At 74.1% G+C, this 14,332-nt stretch carries 17 protein-coding genes and 1 tRNA gene; 5 read left to right on the top strand and 13 right to left on the bottom strand.

Annotated features, from left to right (window positions below):
* Positions 1–9: 9 nt before the first annotated feature.
* Positions 10–92: transfer RNA gene (locus KG102_RS05725), tRNA-Leu, on the top strand.
* A gap of 54 nt (positions 93–146) precedes the next feature.
* Here the strand turns inward: KG102_RS05725 and trxA are convergent.
* Positions 147–557 carry a thioredoxin gene (gene trxA / locus KG102_RS05720; RefSeq protein WP_255547282.1) on the bottom strand — a complete coding sequence of 137 codons (411 nt, stop codon included), beginning with the start codon at positions 555–557 and terminating at the stop codon, positions 147–149.
* A gap of 104 nt (positions 558–661) precedes the next feature.
* Between trxA and KG102_RS05715 the strand changes: the two genes are divergently transcribed.
* Positions 662–1,216, top strand: coding sequence for an NUDIX hydrolase family protein (locus tag KG102_RS05715; protein ID WP_208214098.1), 555 nt, complete (start codon positions 662–664; stop codon positions 1,214–1,216).
* A gap of 4 nt (positions 1,217–1,220) precedes the next feature.
* On the opposite strand, the gene KG102_RS05710 is transcribed toward KG102_RS05715, so the two are convergent.
* From KG102_RS05710 to clpS, 7 genes are all read right to left on the bottom strand, one after another.
* Entirely contained in the window at positions 1,221–2,888 is a 1,668-nt protein-coding gene (locus tag KG102_RS05710) for an ABC-F family ATP-binding cassette domain-containing protein (RefSeq protein WP_208289301.1), read from the bottom strand.
* A gap of 6 nt (positions 2,889–2,894) precedes the next feature.
* Positions 2,895–3,509 carry an RdgB/HAM1 family non-canonical purine NTP pyrophosphatase gene (gene rdgB / locus KG102_RS05705; RefSeq protein WP_208289302.1) on the bottom strand — a complete coding sequence of 205 codons (615 nt, stop codon included), beginning with the start codon at positions 3,507–3,509 and terminating at the stop codon, positions 2,895–2,897.
* Positions 3,506–4,312: a ribonuclease PH gene (gene rph / locus KG102_RS05700; protein ID WP_208214103.1), complete on the bottom strand. Its 807-nt coding sequence runs from the start codon at positions 4,310–4,312 to the stop codon at positions 3,506–3,508. The genes rdgB and rph overlap by 4 nt, the downstream gene beginning before the upstream one ends.
* Positions 4,313–4,380: 68 nt before the next feature.
* A complete protein-coding gene (locus KG102_RS05695; RefSeq protein WP_208214105.1) occupies positions 4,381–5,169 on the bottom strand; it encodes an MBL fold metallo-hydrolase in 789 nt (262 codons plus the stop codon).
* Positions 5,166–5,981, bottom strand: a complete 816-nt coding sequence (gene murI, locus KG102_RS05690; protein WP_208214107.1) for a glutamate racemase — start codon at positions 5,979–5,981, stop codon at positions 5,166–5,168. The genes KG102_RS05695 and murI overlap by 4 nt, the downstream gene beginning before the upstream one ends.
* Before the next feature lie 10 nt (positions 5,982–5,991).
* Complete coding sequence (locus KG102_RS05685; protein WP_208214108.1) at positions 5,992–6,639, bottom strand: DUF2017 domain-containing protein; 648 nt, start codon at positions 6,637–6,639, stop codon at positions 5,992–5,994.
* Entirely contained in the window at positions 6,639–6,932 is a 294-nt protein-coding gene (clpS, locus tag KG102_RS05680; RefSeq protein WP_372438355.1) for an ATP-dependent Clp protease adapter ClpS, read from the bottom strand. Before clpS ends, KG102_RS05685 begins: the two co-directional genes overlap by 1 nt.
* A 327-nt stretch (positions 6,933–7,259) precedes the next feature.
* Here clpS and KG102_RS05675 point away from each other — a divergent pair, with 327 nt between their 5' ends.
* Complete coding sequence (locus KG102_RS05675; protein WP_208289303.1) at positions 7,260–8,603, top strand: nicotinate phosphoribosyltransferase; 1,344 nt, start codon at positions 7,260–7,262, stop codon at positions 8,601–8,603.
* 124 nt (positions 8,604–8,727) lie between these two features.
* Here the strand turns inward: KG102_RS05675 and KG102_RS05670 are convergent, their stop codons facing one another.
* The 3 genes from KG102_RS05670 to KG102_RS05660 form a co-directional block, all read right to left on the bottom strand.
* Positions 8,728–8,883, bottom strand: a complete 156-nt coding sequence (locus KG102_RS05670) for a hypothetical protein (protein ID WP_208214112.1) — start codon at positions 8,881–8,883, stop codon at positions 8,728–8,730.
* A gap of 266 nt (positions 8,884–9,149) precedes the next feature.
* Positions 9,150–10,961 (bottom strand): DEAD/DEAH box helicase, encoded by a 1,812-nt coding sequence (locus tag KG102_RS05665; protein ID WP_208289304.1) that lies wholly within the window; start codon positions 10,959–10,961, stop codon positions 9,150–9,152.
* Positions 10,958–11,332: a DUF3039 domain-containing protein gene (locus KG102_RS05660; protein WP_208214115.1), complete on the bottom strand. Its 375-nt coding sequence runs from the start codon at positions 11,330–11,332 to the stop codon at positions 10,958–10,960. Before KG102_RS05660 ends, KG102_RS05665 begins: the two co-directional genes overlap by 4 nt.
* A 98-nt stretch (positions 11,333–11,430) precedes the next feature.
* On the opposite strand from KG102_RS05660, the gene KG102_RS05655 reads away from it, so the two are divergent.
* Together KG102_RS05655 and KG102_RS05650 are read left to right on the top strand one after the other, a co-directional pair.
* Positions 11,431–11,808: a PadR family transcriptional regulator gene (locus KG102_RS05655; RefSeq protein WP_208214117.1), complete on the top strand. Its 378-nt coding sequence runs from the start codon at positions 11,431–11,433 to the stop codon at positions 11,806–11,808.
* Entirely contained in the window at positions 11,805–12,551 is a 747-nt protein-coding gene (locus KG102_RS05650) for a hypothetical protein (RefSeq protein ID WP_208289305.1), read from the top strand. Before KG102_RS05655 ends, KG102_RS05650 begins: the two co-directional genes overlap by 4 nt.
* Positions 12,552–12,554: 3 nt before the next feature.
* On the opposite strand, the gene nagB is transcribed toward KG102_RS05650, so the two are convergent.
* The gene (nagB, locus tag KG102_RS05645) at positions 12,555–13,337 is read right to left on the bottom strand and encodes a glucosamine-6-phosphate deaminase (RefSeq protein WP_208289306.1); all 783 of its coding nucleotides are present in this window, start codon (positions 13,335–13,337) and stop codon (positions 12,555–12,557) included.
* Positions 13,337–14,332 carry an ROK family protein gene (locus tag KG102_RS05640; protein WP_249667486.1) on the bottom strand — a complete coding sequence of 332 codons (996 nt, stop codon included), beginning with the start codon at positions 14,330–14,332 and terminating at the stop codon, positions 13,337–13,339. Before KG102_RS05640 ends, nagB begins: the two co-directional genes overlap by 1 nt.

Here is a 14,332-nt window from a genome sequence, read left to right as displayed (position 1 = left end):
TTCCGCTGCGCGGGAGTGGTGAAACGGCAGCCACGCCAGGTTTAGGTCCTGGTGCCCGAGAGGGCGTGCGGGTTCGACTCCCGTCTCCCGCACACGGACGAGGACCGGCCCCCGAGCACGGGGACCGGTCCTCTCGTCTGTCCGGATCAGGCGTCGGTGCTGGCCGCCGCCGCGATCTTCTCGCGCACCTCGTCCATGTCGAGCGCCTTGACGGCCTCGACGACCTGCTCCAGCGCGGGGGCAGGCAGCGCGCCGGCCTGGTTGAACACCAGGATCCCGTCGCGGAAGGCCATCAGGGTCGGGATCGACATGATCTGCAGCTCGGCCGAGAGCTCGGGCTCGGCGTCGGTGTCCACCTTCGCGTGCACGATGTCCGGGTGGTTCTCCGAGGATGCCTCGAAGACGGGACCGAACCGCTTGCACGGGGGGCACCACTCCGCCCAGAAGTCCACGAGAACGATCTCGTTGTCCTTGATGATCTGGCCGATCGTGCTGCCGGTCAGCTCTGTCGTCGCCATGACGTTCCTCCAGTCCTCGGGTACCGCCAGATAGAGCATCCCAGGCCCGGCGACTATTCCCGGGTGCCGTGACGCGCACCCCGCAGGCCGTGGTCAGCGCGCCGAGTGCGCCGTCGGCCCGCGCGGCGGGGTAGACATGGTCAGTGACCGCTTCCGCCGAGTACCCCCGCGGCCCCGAACGTCCCGCCGGCTGGTTGAGCGCCGACGAGATCGGCCGGGTGCGCACGCAGCTCCCCATCCTGTACGTCGATGCCATCCCGGTGCGGGTGGACGACTCGGGTGACGTCGTCCAGGTCGGCCTGCTGCTGCGGGTCACGCAGGAGGGCGTGATGTCGCGGGCGCTGGTCAGCGGCCGCGTGATGTACCACGAGCGCGTGCGCGACGCCCTGCTGCGGCACATCGAGAAGGACCTGGGCCCCGTCGCGCTGCCGCAGATCCCCGCGTCGCCGCAGCCGTTCACGGTCGCGGAGTACTTCCCGACGCCCGGTGTGACGCCGTACCACGACCCGCGCCAGCACGCGGTCTCGCTCGCCTACGTGGTGCCCGTGCTCGGGGACTGCCGCCCGCAGCAGGACGCGATCGACCTGGCCTGGATGACGCCCGAGGAGGCGTGCGCGCAGCAGATCCAGTTCGAGATGAACGGCGGTCAGGGCCTGCTTCTGCGTCAGGCGATGGGATACGTCGGCCGGCTGCCCTGACCCGTCAGAGGCCGAGCTGCGGCCAGTCGGCCAGGTCGGCGCGCATCCGGCGGTCGTGGGTGGCGACGACGACCGCGGCCGACGTGGCCCGCAGGGCGGCGGTGAGCTCGTCCACGAGCCCGACGGACAGGTGGTTGGTCGGCTCGTCGAGGATCAGCACGTGCGGCGCCGCCAGCAGCGCGCACGCGAGGTCGAACCGCCGGCGCTGACCGACGGACAGCTCGCGCAGCGGCCGCTCCAGGTCCTGCTCGGTGAGCAGCCCGAGCGCGGCGATCGGCACCAGCTGGTCGGGGTCCAGCAGGTTCGCGTCGAGCAGCGTCAGGGCGTGCCGGGCGTACGCGTCGAAGGCGGAGACCTGCTCGGCGACCCCCGAGGCGCGCGCCTGGGCGACGGCGGCGGCGTGCTCCGTCGGCCCCTCCTGCGCGAGGACCCCGAGCCGGACCCCGGGCGCGACCGTGCGCACGCCGCGGTCCAGCCGGACGTACCCGGCCAGTGCCGCCAGCAGCGTCGACTTGCCCGACCCGTTGGGTCCCGTGACGAGCAGGCGGCCGCACGGCGGCACCTCGATCCGGACACCGGGCAGGTCGAGCCGGTCCTGGACGCGCGGCGCCCGCAGCTCGAGCAGCGGTCCGGGCTGAGGCTGACGGGGCAGCGACGGCAGGTCGGGGAACGTCAGGACCAGCGGGGGGACGGGCACCTCGACGGCCTCCGACTCGAGCTTCTGGACCAGCCGGTCCGCCGCCTTCACATGCCCCCGCGCCCGGGTGGCACGCCGGTGCGTGTCCGACCCCTTGGGCGGCCGCCACTCGTCGGAGAGGTTCTCGTACGTCGAGTCGAGCCGCTCGGCCAGCGTCACGGCGCGCTTGCGCTCGGCCCGGTACCGCGCCCGCCAGCGGCGGACCATCTGGCTCTTGAGGAACCGGTAGTCGGAGTACCTGGTCGCCCCGTAGAGCGCCGGTCGCCCGTCCATCGCGGGGTCCAGGTCCAGGATCGCGGTCATCACGTCGTCGAGCAGGCGTCGGTCGTGCGTGACGATGACGACCGCGCCGGGCCACTCCCGCAGCCGGGCCGTCAGGTAGTCGATCCCGGCCTCGTCCAGGTGGTTGGTCGGCTCGTCGAGCAGCAGCAGGTCCGCGCGCTCACCGATCCGGCACGCCAACCGCACCCGGTACCGCTCCCCCACGCTCAGCTGGTCGAGCCGGCGGTTGAGGTCGCGCGGCGCGCCGAACCGCGTGAGGGCCTCGTCGACCCGCCGGTCGGCGTCCCAGGCGGCCAGGTGCTCGTACCGCGCCACGGCCCCGGACAGGCGCGCGAGGTCGCCGGACTCGTGGTCGAACCCCGCGATGGCTTCCTCGAGCTCGGTGGCTGCCGAGCGCACGCCCCGGAGGGCCTCGGCCACGTAGGTGCCGATGGTCGCGCCGGCGGGCGCGTCGAGCTCCTGCTCGACCAACGCCAGCGTGCCGGTGCGGCGCACGACCCCGCTCTGCGGGACCAGGTCGCCCGCCAGAAGGCGCAGCAACGTGGTCTTGCCGGCCCCGTTCTCGCCGACCACGCCCACCCGGTCGCCCGCGCTGACCACCAGGTCCACCCGGTCGAGGACGGGGTGTCCCGGGTAGCCGTACGTCACCGCCTCGGCGACGAGCTGGACGTCGCCGGGCCGCTCGTCAGGCACCGGGGGTCATCCCGCGAGCACCCGCACGAGCTCCGGGACGAGCGCGCGGAACGCCGTGCCGCGATGGCTGATCGCGTTCTTCTCCTCGGGCGACAGCTCGGCGCAGGACCGGCTCTCGCCCACCGGCACGAGGATCGGGTCGTAACCGAAGCCGCCGGTCCCGCGCGGCTCGGTCGCCAGCGTGCCCTCGAGCGTGCCCGTCTCGACGTGCTCGAAGCCGTCCGGCGTGACCAGCGCGGCGGCGCACACGAAGCGGGCTCCACGGTGGGGCGCGGCGATGTCCGCCAGCTGCGCCAGCAGGAGCTCGAGGTTGGCCGCGTCGTCGCCGTGCCCGCCGGCCCAGCGCGCCGAGAAGATGCCGGGCGCGCCACCGAGGACGTCGACGCTGAGGCCCGAGTCGTCGGCCACGGCCGGCAGCCCCGTGAAGGCGGCGAGCGCGCGCGCCTTGATCAGCGCGTTCTCGGCGAACGTGAGGCCGTCCTCGACCGGCTCCGGGGCCCCGACGTCCCGAGCGCCGACCACGGACGCCGGGTCGAGATCCGGCAGGACGGGCGCGAGGATCGCGCGCAGCTCCCCGACCTTGTGCGCGTTGTGGGTGGCCAGCACCAGCCGCACGGTCACAGGCCCGCCGGCGCCGAGAGGCGGGTGGCCGACCCGTCGGCGGGTGCGGCGGCCAGTGCGGCGACCTGCAGCGCCGTCAGCCGGGCGGTCCCGGCGACGGCCAGGTCGAGCAGCGCGTCGAGCTCGGCGCGGTCGAAGGGGGCGTGCTCGGCGGTCCCCTGCACCTCCACGAACGTGCCGGACCCGGTCACCACGACGTTCATGTCGGTCTCCGCGCGCACGTCCTCGACGTACGGCAGGTCCAGCACGGGGCGACCGTCGACGATGCCGACGCTGACCGCCGCCACGGAGTCGCGGAGCACCGTCGTGCCCGCGGCCACGTGCTTGTTCTCGACCGCCCAGGCGACCGCGTCCGCGAGCGCGACGTACGCGCCCGTGATCGACGCCGTCCGCGTGCCACCGTCGGCCTGCAGGACGTCGCAGTCGAGCACGATCGTGTTCTCGCCCAGCGCCGAGACGTCGATGATCGCGCGCAGCGACCGCCCGATCAGCCGCGAGATCTCGTGCGTGCGCCCGCCGACGCGGCCCTTGACCGCCTCCCGGTCGGAGCGGCTGGACGTGGCGCGCGGCAGCATCGAGTACTCGGCGGTGACCCAGCCCTCGCCCGAGCCCTTCTTCCAGCGCGGCACCCCCGGCGTGAACGACGCCACGCACAGCACCTTGGTGCCCCCGAACTCGACGAGCACGCTGCCCTCGCCGGCCTCCAGGAAGCGGCGGGTGAGGGTCACGGGGCGCAGCTCGTCGGCGGCGCGGCCGTCGGCCCGGACGTGCGCGATCGACGAGGTGGTGGTGGCGGAAGTCATGGCCACGAGCCTAACCGCGCCGCCCGACACCCCTCGACGCGGTCCCGGGCACGCCCACGTGCCGCTGGCTACAGGACGTGCACGCCGCCGGGGTGCGCCAGGTCGATCGGCCCGGCGTACACGCCTGCCGCCTCCGCGTGCGGCAGCGCGGGGTCGGTCCAGGCGGGGATGTGCGTGAGGACCAGGCGCCCGACGCGTCCGCGGGCGGCGGCCTCGCCCGCGCGCCGGCCCGTCAGGTGGACGCCACGCACGGCGTCCTCGCGGCCCTCGAGGAAGCCGGCCTCGGACAGCAGGAGGTCGACTCCGTCGGCCAGGGTGTCCAGGCCGTCGCACGCGTCGGTGTCCCCGGTGTACGCGAGCGTCACGGTGCGGCCGGGATCGGCGTCGCTCGGCCCGGACACGCGGATGCCGAAGGTGGGGATCGGATGCTCCACCCGCACGGGCTCGAGCAGCAGCGGGCCGACGGCGACCGGCACCCCGGCCCGCCATTCCGCGACGTCGAACTGGCCGTCGGTGCTGGTGGCGGGGTCGTGACCGGCGAGCTGCGCGAGGCGCTCGGCCGTCCCGGCCGGCCCGTGCACCGGCACCGGCGGGCACGGCCCCGAGGGGTGGTAGCGCCGCAGGACGTTGAGCACCGCCAGGTCCGCCACGTGGTCGGCGTGCAGGTGGCTGAGCCCGATCGCATCGAGGCGCCTGGGATCGCCGAACCGCTGCAGCGCGCCGAGCGCACCGTTGCCGAGATCGAGCAGCACGGTCCACGTGCGGCCGTCGGCGTCGTCGGCCTGCACCAGGTAGCCGGACGCCGCCGAGTCGGGCCCCGGGAAGGAGCCGGCGCACCCCAGGACCGTGAGCCTCACCGCAGCGCCGCGCTCGGCTCGACGGCCTCGACCTCGGGGCCGAGGAACCGGCGCGCGAGGGTGCGGAACTGCACCGGGTCGCCGGTGGCGAGGAAACGGTGCACGGGCGGTCCCGCCGCCGGGTCGCGCTCGAGGTCGTGCGCGACGAGCGTGCGGTAGACGTCCTTGGCGGTCTCCTCGGCGCTCGACACGAGGGTGACCTCCTCGCCCATGACGTACGAGATCGCGCCGGTCAGCAACGGGTAGTGGGTGCAGCCGAGCACGAGGGTGTCGACGCCGGCCGCGCGGACCGGGTCGAGGTACTCGTGGGCCACCGCGAGGACCTCGGGGCCGGAGGTGATCCCCGCCTCGACCAGCTGGACGAACCGGGGGCACGCCTGCGTGGTGAGCTCGACCCCGGGCGCGACGGCGAAGGCGTCGTCGTAGGAGCGGGACTCGACGGTCGACTTCGTGGCGATCACGCCGATCCGCCCCGACCGGGTGGCGGCCACGGCGCGACGGGCCGCGGGCAGGATCACCTCGACCACGGGGATCCCGCGGCGCAGCGTGTACCGCTCCCGGGCGTCGCGCAGCATGGCCGACGACGCGGTGTTGCACGCGATGACGAGCAGCTTGACCCCGGCGTCCACCAGGTCGTCCATGACCTCGAGCGCGTGCGCGCGGACCGCCGCGAGGGGCTTGGAACCGTACGGCGTGTTGAGCGTGTCGCCGATGTAGAGGGTGGACTCCTGGGGCAGCTGGTCGAGGATCGACCGGGCAACGGTGAGACCGCCGACGCCGGAGTCGAAGATTCCGATAGGGGCGTCGTTCACGCGGCAGAGCCTAGCCGCTGGTGGCGCGCCCGCCGGCACGCAGGTCGTGCAGGAGCAGGTCGACGAGGGACTCCTGCAGCCAGCTGAGCGCGCCGTACACCGCCACCAGGTACCGGCGGGCGTCCGGGTCGAGGATCTGGCCCGGCTCGTCGGCCGGCTGTGCGTTCGGCGAGTCGAGCAGCGCCTCGTAGAGGCGTTCGGCCTGGTCGTCGGTGCGGATGCCGAGCCGCTCGGCGAGGACGAGGCGCAGGTCGGTGATGGCGCTCGCCACGTCCTGCGCGTCCTGCGGCGGCACGACGAACGCGTCCGCTCGCCAGCCGGCGGCCGGGGTCGACAGGAGCTCCCAGAGCCGGGTGAGGCGCGCGATCTTCCCTGCGCGCAGGTCGTCCTCGGTGAGGCGGCGGAACTCGGCGGCGACCTCCGGGTCGTCGCGCGACGCGTCCGGCAGCAGCCGCCGCACCGCGGGATCGGAGGGCGGGGGCAGCGGCTCGATCCGCATGCGGGGAGTGCCGTCGCCGGGCGAGACCGGGATCCGCGACTCCAGCCGCCCCCCGCCGAGCAGGTCGGCCACGTCCGCCACCAGCGCGGCGACGACGTCGCGCTCGTCGGGGTCCAGGCGTGCGGCGTACATGCCCCGGCGCCGCTTGAAGCCGCGCATCACTGCCCGCTGCGCTGGAGCGTCGCCCACAGCCCGAACTGGTGCATCGCCTGCACGTCGACCTCCATCGCCTCGAGCGAGCCGCTGGAGACGACCGCCCGCCCCTGCTCGTGCACCTGCTTCATGAGCCGCTCGGCCTTGTCGCGCGGGTGACCGAAGTACGACTCGAACACGTACGTCACGTAGCTCATGAGGTTGACGGGGTCGTTCCAGACGATCGTCACCCACGGGTCGGCGACCTCTGTCTGTTCGTCCTCCTCCACGCTGGCATCGGGGAGGGTCTGCACTGGCACGCCGTCCACTGTAGGTGGAGCGCTGGGCTGGAGTGCAGCGCAGGGTGGGGGCGCGCCAGCGCACCCGCCCGCAGCGGAGCGCAAGCCCAGCACGACCACAAGGACCGGAGCGCTGGGCTGGAGTGCAGCGCAGGGTGGGGGCGCGCCAGCGCACCCGCCCACAGCGGAGCGCAAGCCCAGCACGACCACAAGGACCGGAGCGCTGGGCTGGAGTGCAGCGCAGGGTGGGGGCGCGCCAGCGCACCCGCCCGCAGCGGAGCGCAAGCCCAGCACGACCACGCGGCTGGGTGCCGCGCCCGGTGGGCTCGCGCACCTTACGTTGGGCGCATGACGGACCACCGCCCAGCCAGCCCCGCGCTGCTCACCGACCGCTACGAGCTCACCATGGTGCAGGCGGCGCTCGCCGACGGGACCGCGCGGCGCCGCTGCGTCTTCGAGGTGTTCACCCGGCGGCTGCCGCCGGGCCGGCGTTACGGGGTGGTGGCGGGCACGGGTCGACTGCTCGAGGCGCTCGAGCACGTGCGCTTCGACACGCGCGAGCTCGACTGGCTCGCGGACGAGCGGGTCGTCGACGACGCCACCCTCTCCTTCCTTGCCGACTACCGGTTCACGGGGTCGATGGTCGGGTATGCCGAGGGCGAGATGTTCTTCCCCTCGTCGCCGGTGCTGGTGGTCGAGGGCACGTTCGCCGAGGCGGTGCTGCTGGAGACGCTGGTGCTGTCCATCCTCAACTACGACTCGGCGGTCGCCTCCGCGGCGTCGCGCATGACCAGCGCCGCGATCGGTCGCCCCTGCCTCGAGATGGGCTCGCGCCGCGCGCACGAGGAGGCGGCCGTGGCGGCGGCCCGCGCCGCGGTCGTCGCGGGCTTCGCAGGGACCTCGAACCTCGAGGCGGGGCGCAGGTACGGGCTGGCGACGATCGGGACGGCCGCGCACGCGTTCACGCTCCTGCACGACGACGAGCCCTCCGCGTTCGCGTCGCAGGTCGCGTCGCTGGGCACGGGGACGACGCTCCTCGTCGACACCTACGACGTGCGCCGGGGGGTCGAGAACGCGCTGGCCGCGGCCGGGACGGACCTCGGAGCGGTGCGGCTCGACTCGGGCGACCTGGCGGTGCTCGCGCACGAGGTCCGCGCGCAGCTCGACGAGGCCGGGGCGCGTCGCACCGCGATCACGGTGACCTCCGACCTGGACGAGTACGCGATCGCGGCGCTCGCTGCGGCCCCGGTGGACTCCTACGGGGTCGGCACGTCGGTGGTGACCGGTTCCGGGGCGCCGACCTGCGGCATGGTCTACAAGCTGGTGGCGCGCGAGGGGTCCGACGGGGTGCTCGCGCCGGTGGCCAAGGCGGCGCGGGGGAAGGCCAGCGTGGGCGGCCGCAAGGCGGCGGCGCGGAGGCTGGACTCCGAGGATCGGGCGCTCGAGGAGGTGCTGGTGGCGGGGCCCGACGAGCTCGTCCGGGGCTGGTCGTCGGCCGACGCGTCGCTGCGCGGCCTGCACGTGCCGCTGGTGACCGACGGGGACGTGGACACGCGGTGGATCGGGGCCGACGGAGTGCGCCGGGCAGCGGAAAGGCACCGCACCTCGCGGGACGAGCTGCCGCGCGGTGCGCGGCGGCTGTCGGCCGACGAGGCCGCGGTGCCTACCGTGACGCTGCGGCTCGGGGACTGAGGCCCGAGCCGCAGCGTCGGTACTGCGGAGTGCGTGTCGCGGTGCCTGAGGCACCGGCGACGGGTAGCCGCGCTGGGTGGCGCCGGTGTTCGGCGGTCAGCACACCCGTGCGGCTACCGGGCCGCTAGACCCGCGAGCGGCCCCGGCCGACGAGCCCGAGAATCAGGCTGACGACGAGCACGATCACGCCGATCCAGATGAGGAACGAGCCGATCTCCGTCGCGACGCCGAGCACGACGAGGACGACACCGACGAGGATGAGAATGAGCCAGGTGGGCATGGTTGACCCTTTCGTTCTGTGGTCACCGATCCGGCAGTCCGGGGGTACCCGGTGCCGTGTGTCACGGCGACAAACCTGGCAGGAACCGCGGCGATTGGCACATCGAGGGACGACTTGCGTGAAAGAGCCGAACTGCTATGTGGTCACGCGTCCAGGGCGCTGACCTGCGCTTTTGCTCGAACCTGAGCCCGTCCACATGGTGAGACGGCCCTTGCTACTTTCGACCTCGGGGAGTAATCGGCCAATGCTCATCCGGAGCCGCGGGCTCACCGCTTGCCGACGAACCAGCCCCGCACCATGGCCACCCGCGCCGACAGCTGATCCGGGTCGGCCAGGGCCACCTCGGGCCCCCCGCACCGGCGCCGCAGCTCGTTGTGCACCGCGCCGTGCGGCTGCCCGCTCTTGCGCGCCCACGCCCCCACCAGCTGGGAGAGCTCCTTGCGCAGCTCTGCCTGCTTGCGGTGGTCCATCTCGGCGACCGGCTCCGCGGTCTTCTTGCGGCCGCTGATCTGCTCGGCCTGGCGCTGGCGGAGCAGCACCGAGACCTGGTCGACGTCGAGCAGGCCGGGCAGACCCAGGAAGTCGAGCTCCTCGTCCGACCCCATCTCGGCGCCGGTGCCGAACTCGCCCCCGTCGAAGAGCACGCGGTCGAAGGACGCCTGGGCCTCGAGCGCCTCGAACGCGCCCTGCTTGCCGTCCGGCCCGATCTCGTCCGGGCTGTTGCGCTCGCGGTTCGCCTCGTCGAGCGCCCCGTCGTCCAGGCCGACGTCGACGCCCTGCTCCTCGAGGGTCTTCGGACGGTCGAGCGCGTGGTCCCGCTCCAGCTCGAGCGTGTGGGCCAGCCCGAGCAGCTGCGGCACGCTCGGCAGGAACACCGACGCCGTCTCGCCGCGCCGCCGCGCTCGCACGAACCGCCCCACGGCCTGCGCGAAGAACAGGGGCGTCGCGGTGCTCGTCGCGTAGACGCCCACCGCGAGGCGGGGCACGTCCACGCCCTCCGAGACCATCCGCACGGCGACCAGCCAGCGGGAGTCACCCGCGGAGAACTCGTCGATCCGGTCGCTGGCGCCGTCGTCGTCGGACAGCACGATCGTCGGGGACCTGCCCGTGATGCGCGCCAGGTGGCCCGCGTACGCCCGCGCATCCGTCTGGTCCGTCGCGATCACCATCGCCCCGGCGTCGGGGATGGCCCTGCGCACCTCGGTGAGCCGACGGTCGGCCGCTGCCAGCACGCTCGGGATCCACTCGCCGTTGGGGTCGAGCGCCGTGCGCCAGGCCTGTGCGGTGATGTCCTTGGTCAGGGGCTCGCCCAGCTGGGCGCTCATCTCGTCGCCGGCCTTGGTGCGCCAGCGCATCGAGCCGCTGTACGACAGGAAGATCACGGGCCGGACCACGTGGTCGCGCAGAGCGTCGCCGTACCCGTACGTGTAGTCGGCCACGCTGCGCCGGATGCCGTCGTTCCCGCGGTCGTAGCGCACGAACGGGATCGCCGCGGTGTCCGACCGGAACGGCGTTCCCGTCAGGGCGAGCCGGCGGGTGGCGCCCCCGAAGGCCTCGCGCACGGCGTCGCCCCAGGAGAGGGCGTCACCGCCGTGGTGCACCTCGTCGAGGATCACGAGCGTGGGAGCGGCGGCGGTGCGGGCGGCGTGCAGGGCAGGCTTGCTGGCCACCTGCGCGTAGGTCACCGCGACGCCGTCGAACCCGTGGCCGTGCCGACCCTGCGCGTTGCTGAAGTTGGGGTCGAGGGTGATGCCGACCCGGGCCGCCGCGTCGGCCCACTGGCGCTTGAGGTGCTCGGTGGGCGCCACGACGGTGACGCGCCGGACCCGCTTGGCCTCGAGCAGCTCGGTGGCGATCCGCAGCGCGAAGGTCGTCTTGCCGGCTCCCGGCGTGGCGACCGCGAGGAAGTCACGCGGGTCGCTCAGCCGGTACTGCTCGATGGCCTGCGCCTGCCAGGCGCGCAGCTTGCCCGCGGTCCCCCACGGCGCACGCGCGGGGAACGCCGGCGGCAGCTGGGAGGCCGCTGACGAGCTCGCGTGGGTGGAGGGCAGGGATGACGGGCGCGGGGCGGCCGTCACGCGCCGCCGCTGCCGGGGTTGCGGCCGAAGCCCCACTTCCGGCCGCCGCCGGAACCCTTGTCGCCCTCGTTCTTGTCGCCGTCCTGCGGTTCACGCAGACCCTCGTAGATCTCCTTGCAGACCGGGCAGACGGGGAACTTGTTCGGGTCCCGACCGGGGACCCAGACCTTGCCGCACAGCGCGATCACGGGCTTGCCGCTGATCGCGGAGTCGACGATCTTCTCCTTGCGCACGTAGTGCGCGAACCGCTCGTGGTCCCCCGGCTCGACCTGCTCGGTGGTCTCCTGACGCTCCAGCACGCTGGTCGACGTGCCCGGGTCCGAGGAGAACGGGTCGTCGGGTCCGGTGCGGTCAGGAAGGGGCTCACTCATGGGCACGAGTGTATGTCCGAGTGCCGACACGACCGGGTCCGGCCCGGCGGTTCTGGACTAGATAGACAGGCCAACTAGTGAGCCGTACTGTGTAGTGCGTGAGCTCCGATCCCTGGCCCGGCGAGTGGCTGCGCGGCGTCCTCGACGTGTGCGTCCTGGCCGTGCTCGCCGAGGGCCCCACCTACGGCTACGCGATCACCGCGCGCCTCGACGAGTTGGGCCTCGGCGCCGTCAAGGGCGGCACGCTCTATCCCCTGCTCGCGCGGCTCGAGCAGGCCGACCTGGTGACCACCCAGTGGCGCCCCGGCGTCGGCGGCCCCGGGCGCAAGTACTTCGCGCTCACTGCGACCGGCCGCGCGGAGCTCGCCCGCCGCGGGAGCGCCTGGCGCGACTTCGCCGAGCTCACCGCCGCGATCGTCGACCCGGAGCCCGTTCCCGAGACGCACCCGACCACCCCCCGAAGGACGACACCATGACCGACGCGCACACCCCGACGATCCCCTCCGCCTGGCGCGACGAGCTCATCATCGCGCTGCGGGCGCGCGACATGCCGGGTGCGCGGATCGGCGAGGTCCTGGCGGAGGTCGACGAGTTCTGCACGGACAGCGGACTCGACGCGCCGACCGCGTTCGGCTCCCCCGCCGCCTACGCCGCGAGCCTCACGGCTCCGGCCGGGGGCACGCGTGCGGGGCTGCGCGACGACCTGCGGACCGTCGGGCGCATCCTCCCGGGCTTCCTCGGGCTCATGGTCGTCCAGGCGTGCCTGGGCGACGACGGTCCCGACCTGGTCGTCACCGCGGGTTGGCTGGCCGGGCTGCCGGTGATGCTCCTGGCGACCGTGCTGACGGTCCGGAGCCTCGGGCGCTCGACGGCAACCGGCTGGCGCGCCCATGCAGTGCCCGTGGCCGTCATCGTGGCGACCCTCGCGGTGGTCGTGGCGCTCATCCTGCTGCTCACGACGCCCGTCGTCACGGTGCCCGACGCCGTCGCGTTCCCGCTCGCGGCACTCCTGCTGCTGGGTCCCGCGCTCGCGGGGACCCAGCGGGCGCGCCGCCGGCCGACGGCCGACGTGGTGAGCGACCCCCGGGCGGACCCGGATCAGGTGCGCCGCGACAACGTCCGTGCCGACGTGCTCGCCGCGTGGATCCTGCCGGGCTTCGCCGTGATCGGCGTCGGGGTCACGCTCGGGCTGAACGCGGTGCTCGACCTGCTCGCCTGACGCTCAGAGCCCCTGCCACCGCGGCTTGGAGGCGAACGTCTCACGGTAGTAGTCGGCCAGCTGGAGGCGGCTCGCGGCGGCGTCGTCGACGAGCACCGTGACGTGCGGGTGGTGCTGCAGGATCGTCGCCGGCCACATCGCGCTCACCGGCCCCTCGACCAGCTGGTGCACGGCCTCGGCCTTGCCCCGGCCGGTGGCCAGGAGCACCACGTGCCGCGCGGCCATGATGGTCGCCAGGCCCTGCGTCAGGCAGTGCTGCGGCACCTGGTCCACGTCGCCGCCGAAGAACCGGGCGTTGTCCTCGCGCGTCTGGCGGGTGAGGGTCTTGATCCGGGTCCGCGACGCCAGCGACGAGCCGGGCTCGTTGAACGCGATGTGCCCGTCGGTGCCGATGCCCAGCAGCTGCAGGTCGACGCCGCCGACCTCCGCGATCGCCTCCTCGTAGGCCGCACAGGCGAGGACCAGGTCGTCCGCGAGCCCGTCCGGGCCCCGGACGGCACTCGGCGCGAAGTCGACGCGCGAGGCGATCTCCCGCTCGATCACGTTGCGGTAGCGCTCGGGGTGGTCGGCGGCGAGGCCGACGTACTCGTCGAGCATGAAGGCCCGGACGCGGGCGAACGTCAGGCCCTCCTCGGCGTGCCGGCGCGCGAGCTCGTCGTAGACGGCCAGCGGGCTCGAGCCGGTCGCCAGCCCGAGCACGGCGTCGGGCTGCGCGCGCACCAGGTGCTCGATCGCGTTCGCGGCGAGGCGGCCCAGCTCGGGGCCGGGGCCGATGACGACCTCCATCAGACGTACTCCCCTCTGCCCAGGAGGGCCGCGCCGACGGCACCGACCGGGACGTCGGCGGGCGCCAGGCTGACCCGCCGGGCCAGCCCCATCGAGGCCAGGAACGGCGACGCCTGCGCCTCGCGCTCGAGCTCGGCGGTCACGGCCCGCAGCAGCGGCTGCCCGAGCGCGCTCACGCCGCCGCCGACCACCACACGCTCGACGTCGCACGTGAGCACCAGGATCCGCACGGCCGCGGCGACCGCCCACGCGAACTGGTCGCGGATCTCCATCGCGCGCGCGTCGCCGGCCTCCGCGGCCGCGAACAGCTCCTCGGGCGACGGGCGCCCGTACCGGCTCGGCCAGGCGGCGTCGAGCGCGGACCCCGACGCGTACTGCTCGAGGCAGCCGAGCTGGCCGCACTTGCACGGCAGCCCGTCCGGGACGAGCGTCAGGTGCCCGATCTCCCCTGCGCCGCCGGTGGACCCGCGGCGCAGACGACCCTCGAGGAGCAGCCCCGCCGCGAGCCCCGTGCCCAGGGCGAGGAAGGCGAGGTCGTGCACCACGTCGTCGTCGGTCGAGGCGTGCTCGCCGTCGACCGTGTGCGCGGCGCCGACGACCGCGACGGTCAGGTCGTTCTCCACACGGACCCGCACGCCCAGCCGCTCCGCCAGCAGCCGGGCGAGCGGCGTGCGCTCGTCGATGCCGAGGTTGACCGCGTGCTCGACGGTGCCGTCGGACGGGTCCACGACGCCCGGCAGCCCGACGCCCACCCCGGCCAGCTCGGCGACCGTGATGTCGGCGCCCGCCACGAGCTCCTCGACGACCGTGACCACGCTCTCGACCACCCCCGCCACCCCGGCGCGGGTCGCCGACCGCAGCTGGTGCCGCACGACCCCCTCGGCGTCGACCAGCACGCCGAGCACCTTGGTGCCACCGACGTCCAGCCCGACCGACCACGGACGTGCACCCCCGACCGACGCCCACTGCGGCGTCGGGATCCCCTGCGCGCTCAC

The organism is Cellulomonas fengjieae (assembly GCF_018388465.1).
GTDB classification, from domain to species: Bacteria; Actinomycetota; Actinomycetes; order Actinomycetales; family Cellulomonadaceae; genus Cellulomonas; species Cellulomonas fengjieae.
Note: the sequence above shows the minus strand (reverse complement) of the source record. Positions and strands in the feature narration are given on the sequence as shown.

Excerpts from the sequence above, each read along its gene's own strand:
- trxA (WP_255547282.1), bottom strand. The coding sequence starts at position 557 with ATGCTCTATCTGGCGGTACCCGAGGACTGGAGGAACGTCATGGCGACG.
- rph (WP_208214103.1), bottom strand. The coding sequence starts at position 4,312 with ATGACTTCCGCCACCACCACCTCGTCGATCGCGCACGTCCGGGCCGAC.
- KG102_RS05685 (WP_208214108.1), bottom strand. The coding sequence starts at position 6,639 with ATGCGCGGCTTCAAGCGGCGCCGGGGCATGTACGCCGCACGCCTGGAC.
- KG102_RS05675 (WP_208289303.1), top strand. The coding sequence starts at position 7,260 with ATGACGGACCACCGCCCAGCCAGCCCCGCGCTGCTCACCGACCGCTAC.
- KG102_RS05670 (WP_208214112.1), bottom strand. The coding sequence starts at position 8,883 with ATGCCCACCTGGCTCATTCTCATCCTCGTCGGTGTCGTCCTCGTCGTG.
- KG102_RS05660 (WP_208214115.1), bottom strand. The coding sequence starts at position 11,332 with ATGAGTGAGCCCCTTCCTGACCGCACCGGACCCGACGACCCGTTCTCC.
- KG102_RS05650 (WP_208289305.1), top strand. The coding sequence starts at position 11,805 with ATGACCGACGCGCACACCCCGACGATCCCCTCCGCCTGGCGCGACGAG.
- nagB (WP_208289306.1), bottom strand. The coding sequence starts at position 13,337 with ATGGAGGTCGTCATCGGCCCCGGCCCCGAGCTGGGCCGCCTCGCCGCG.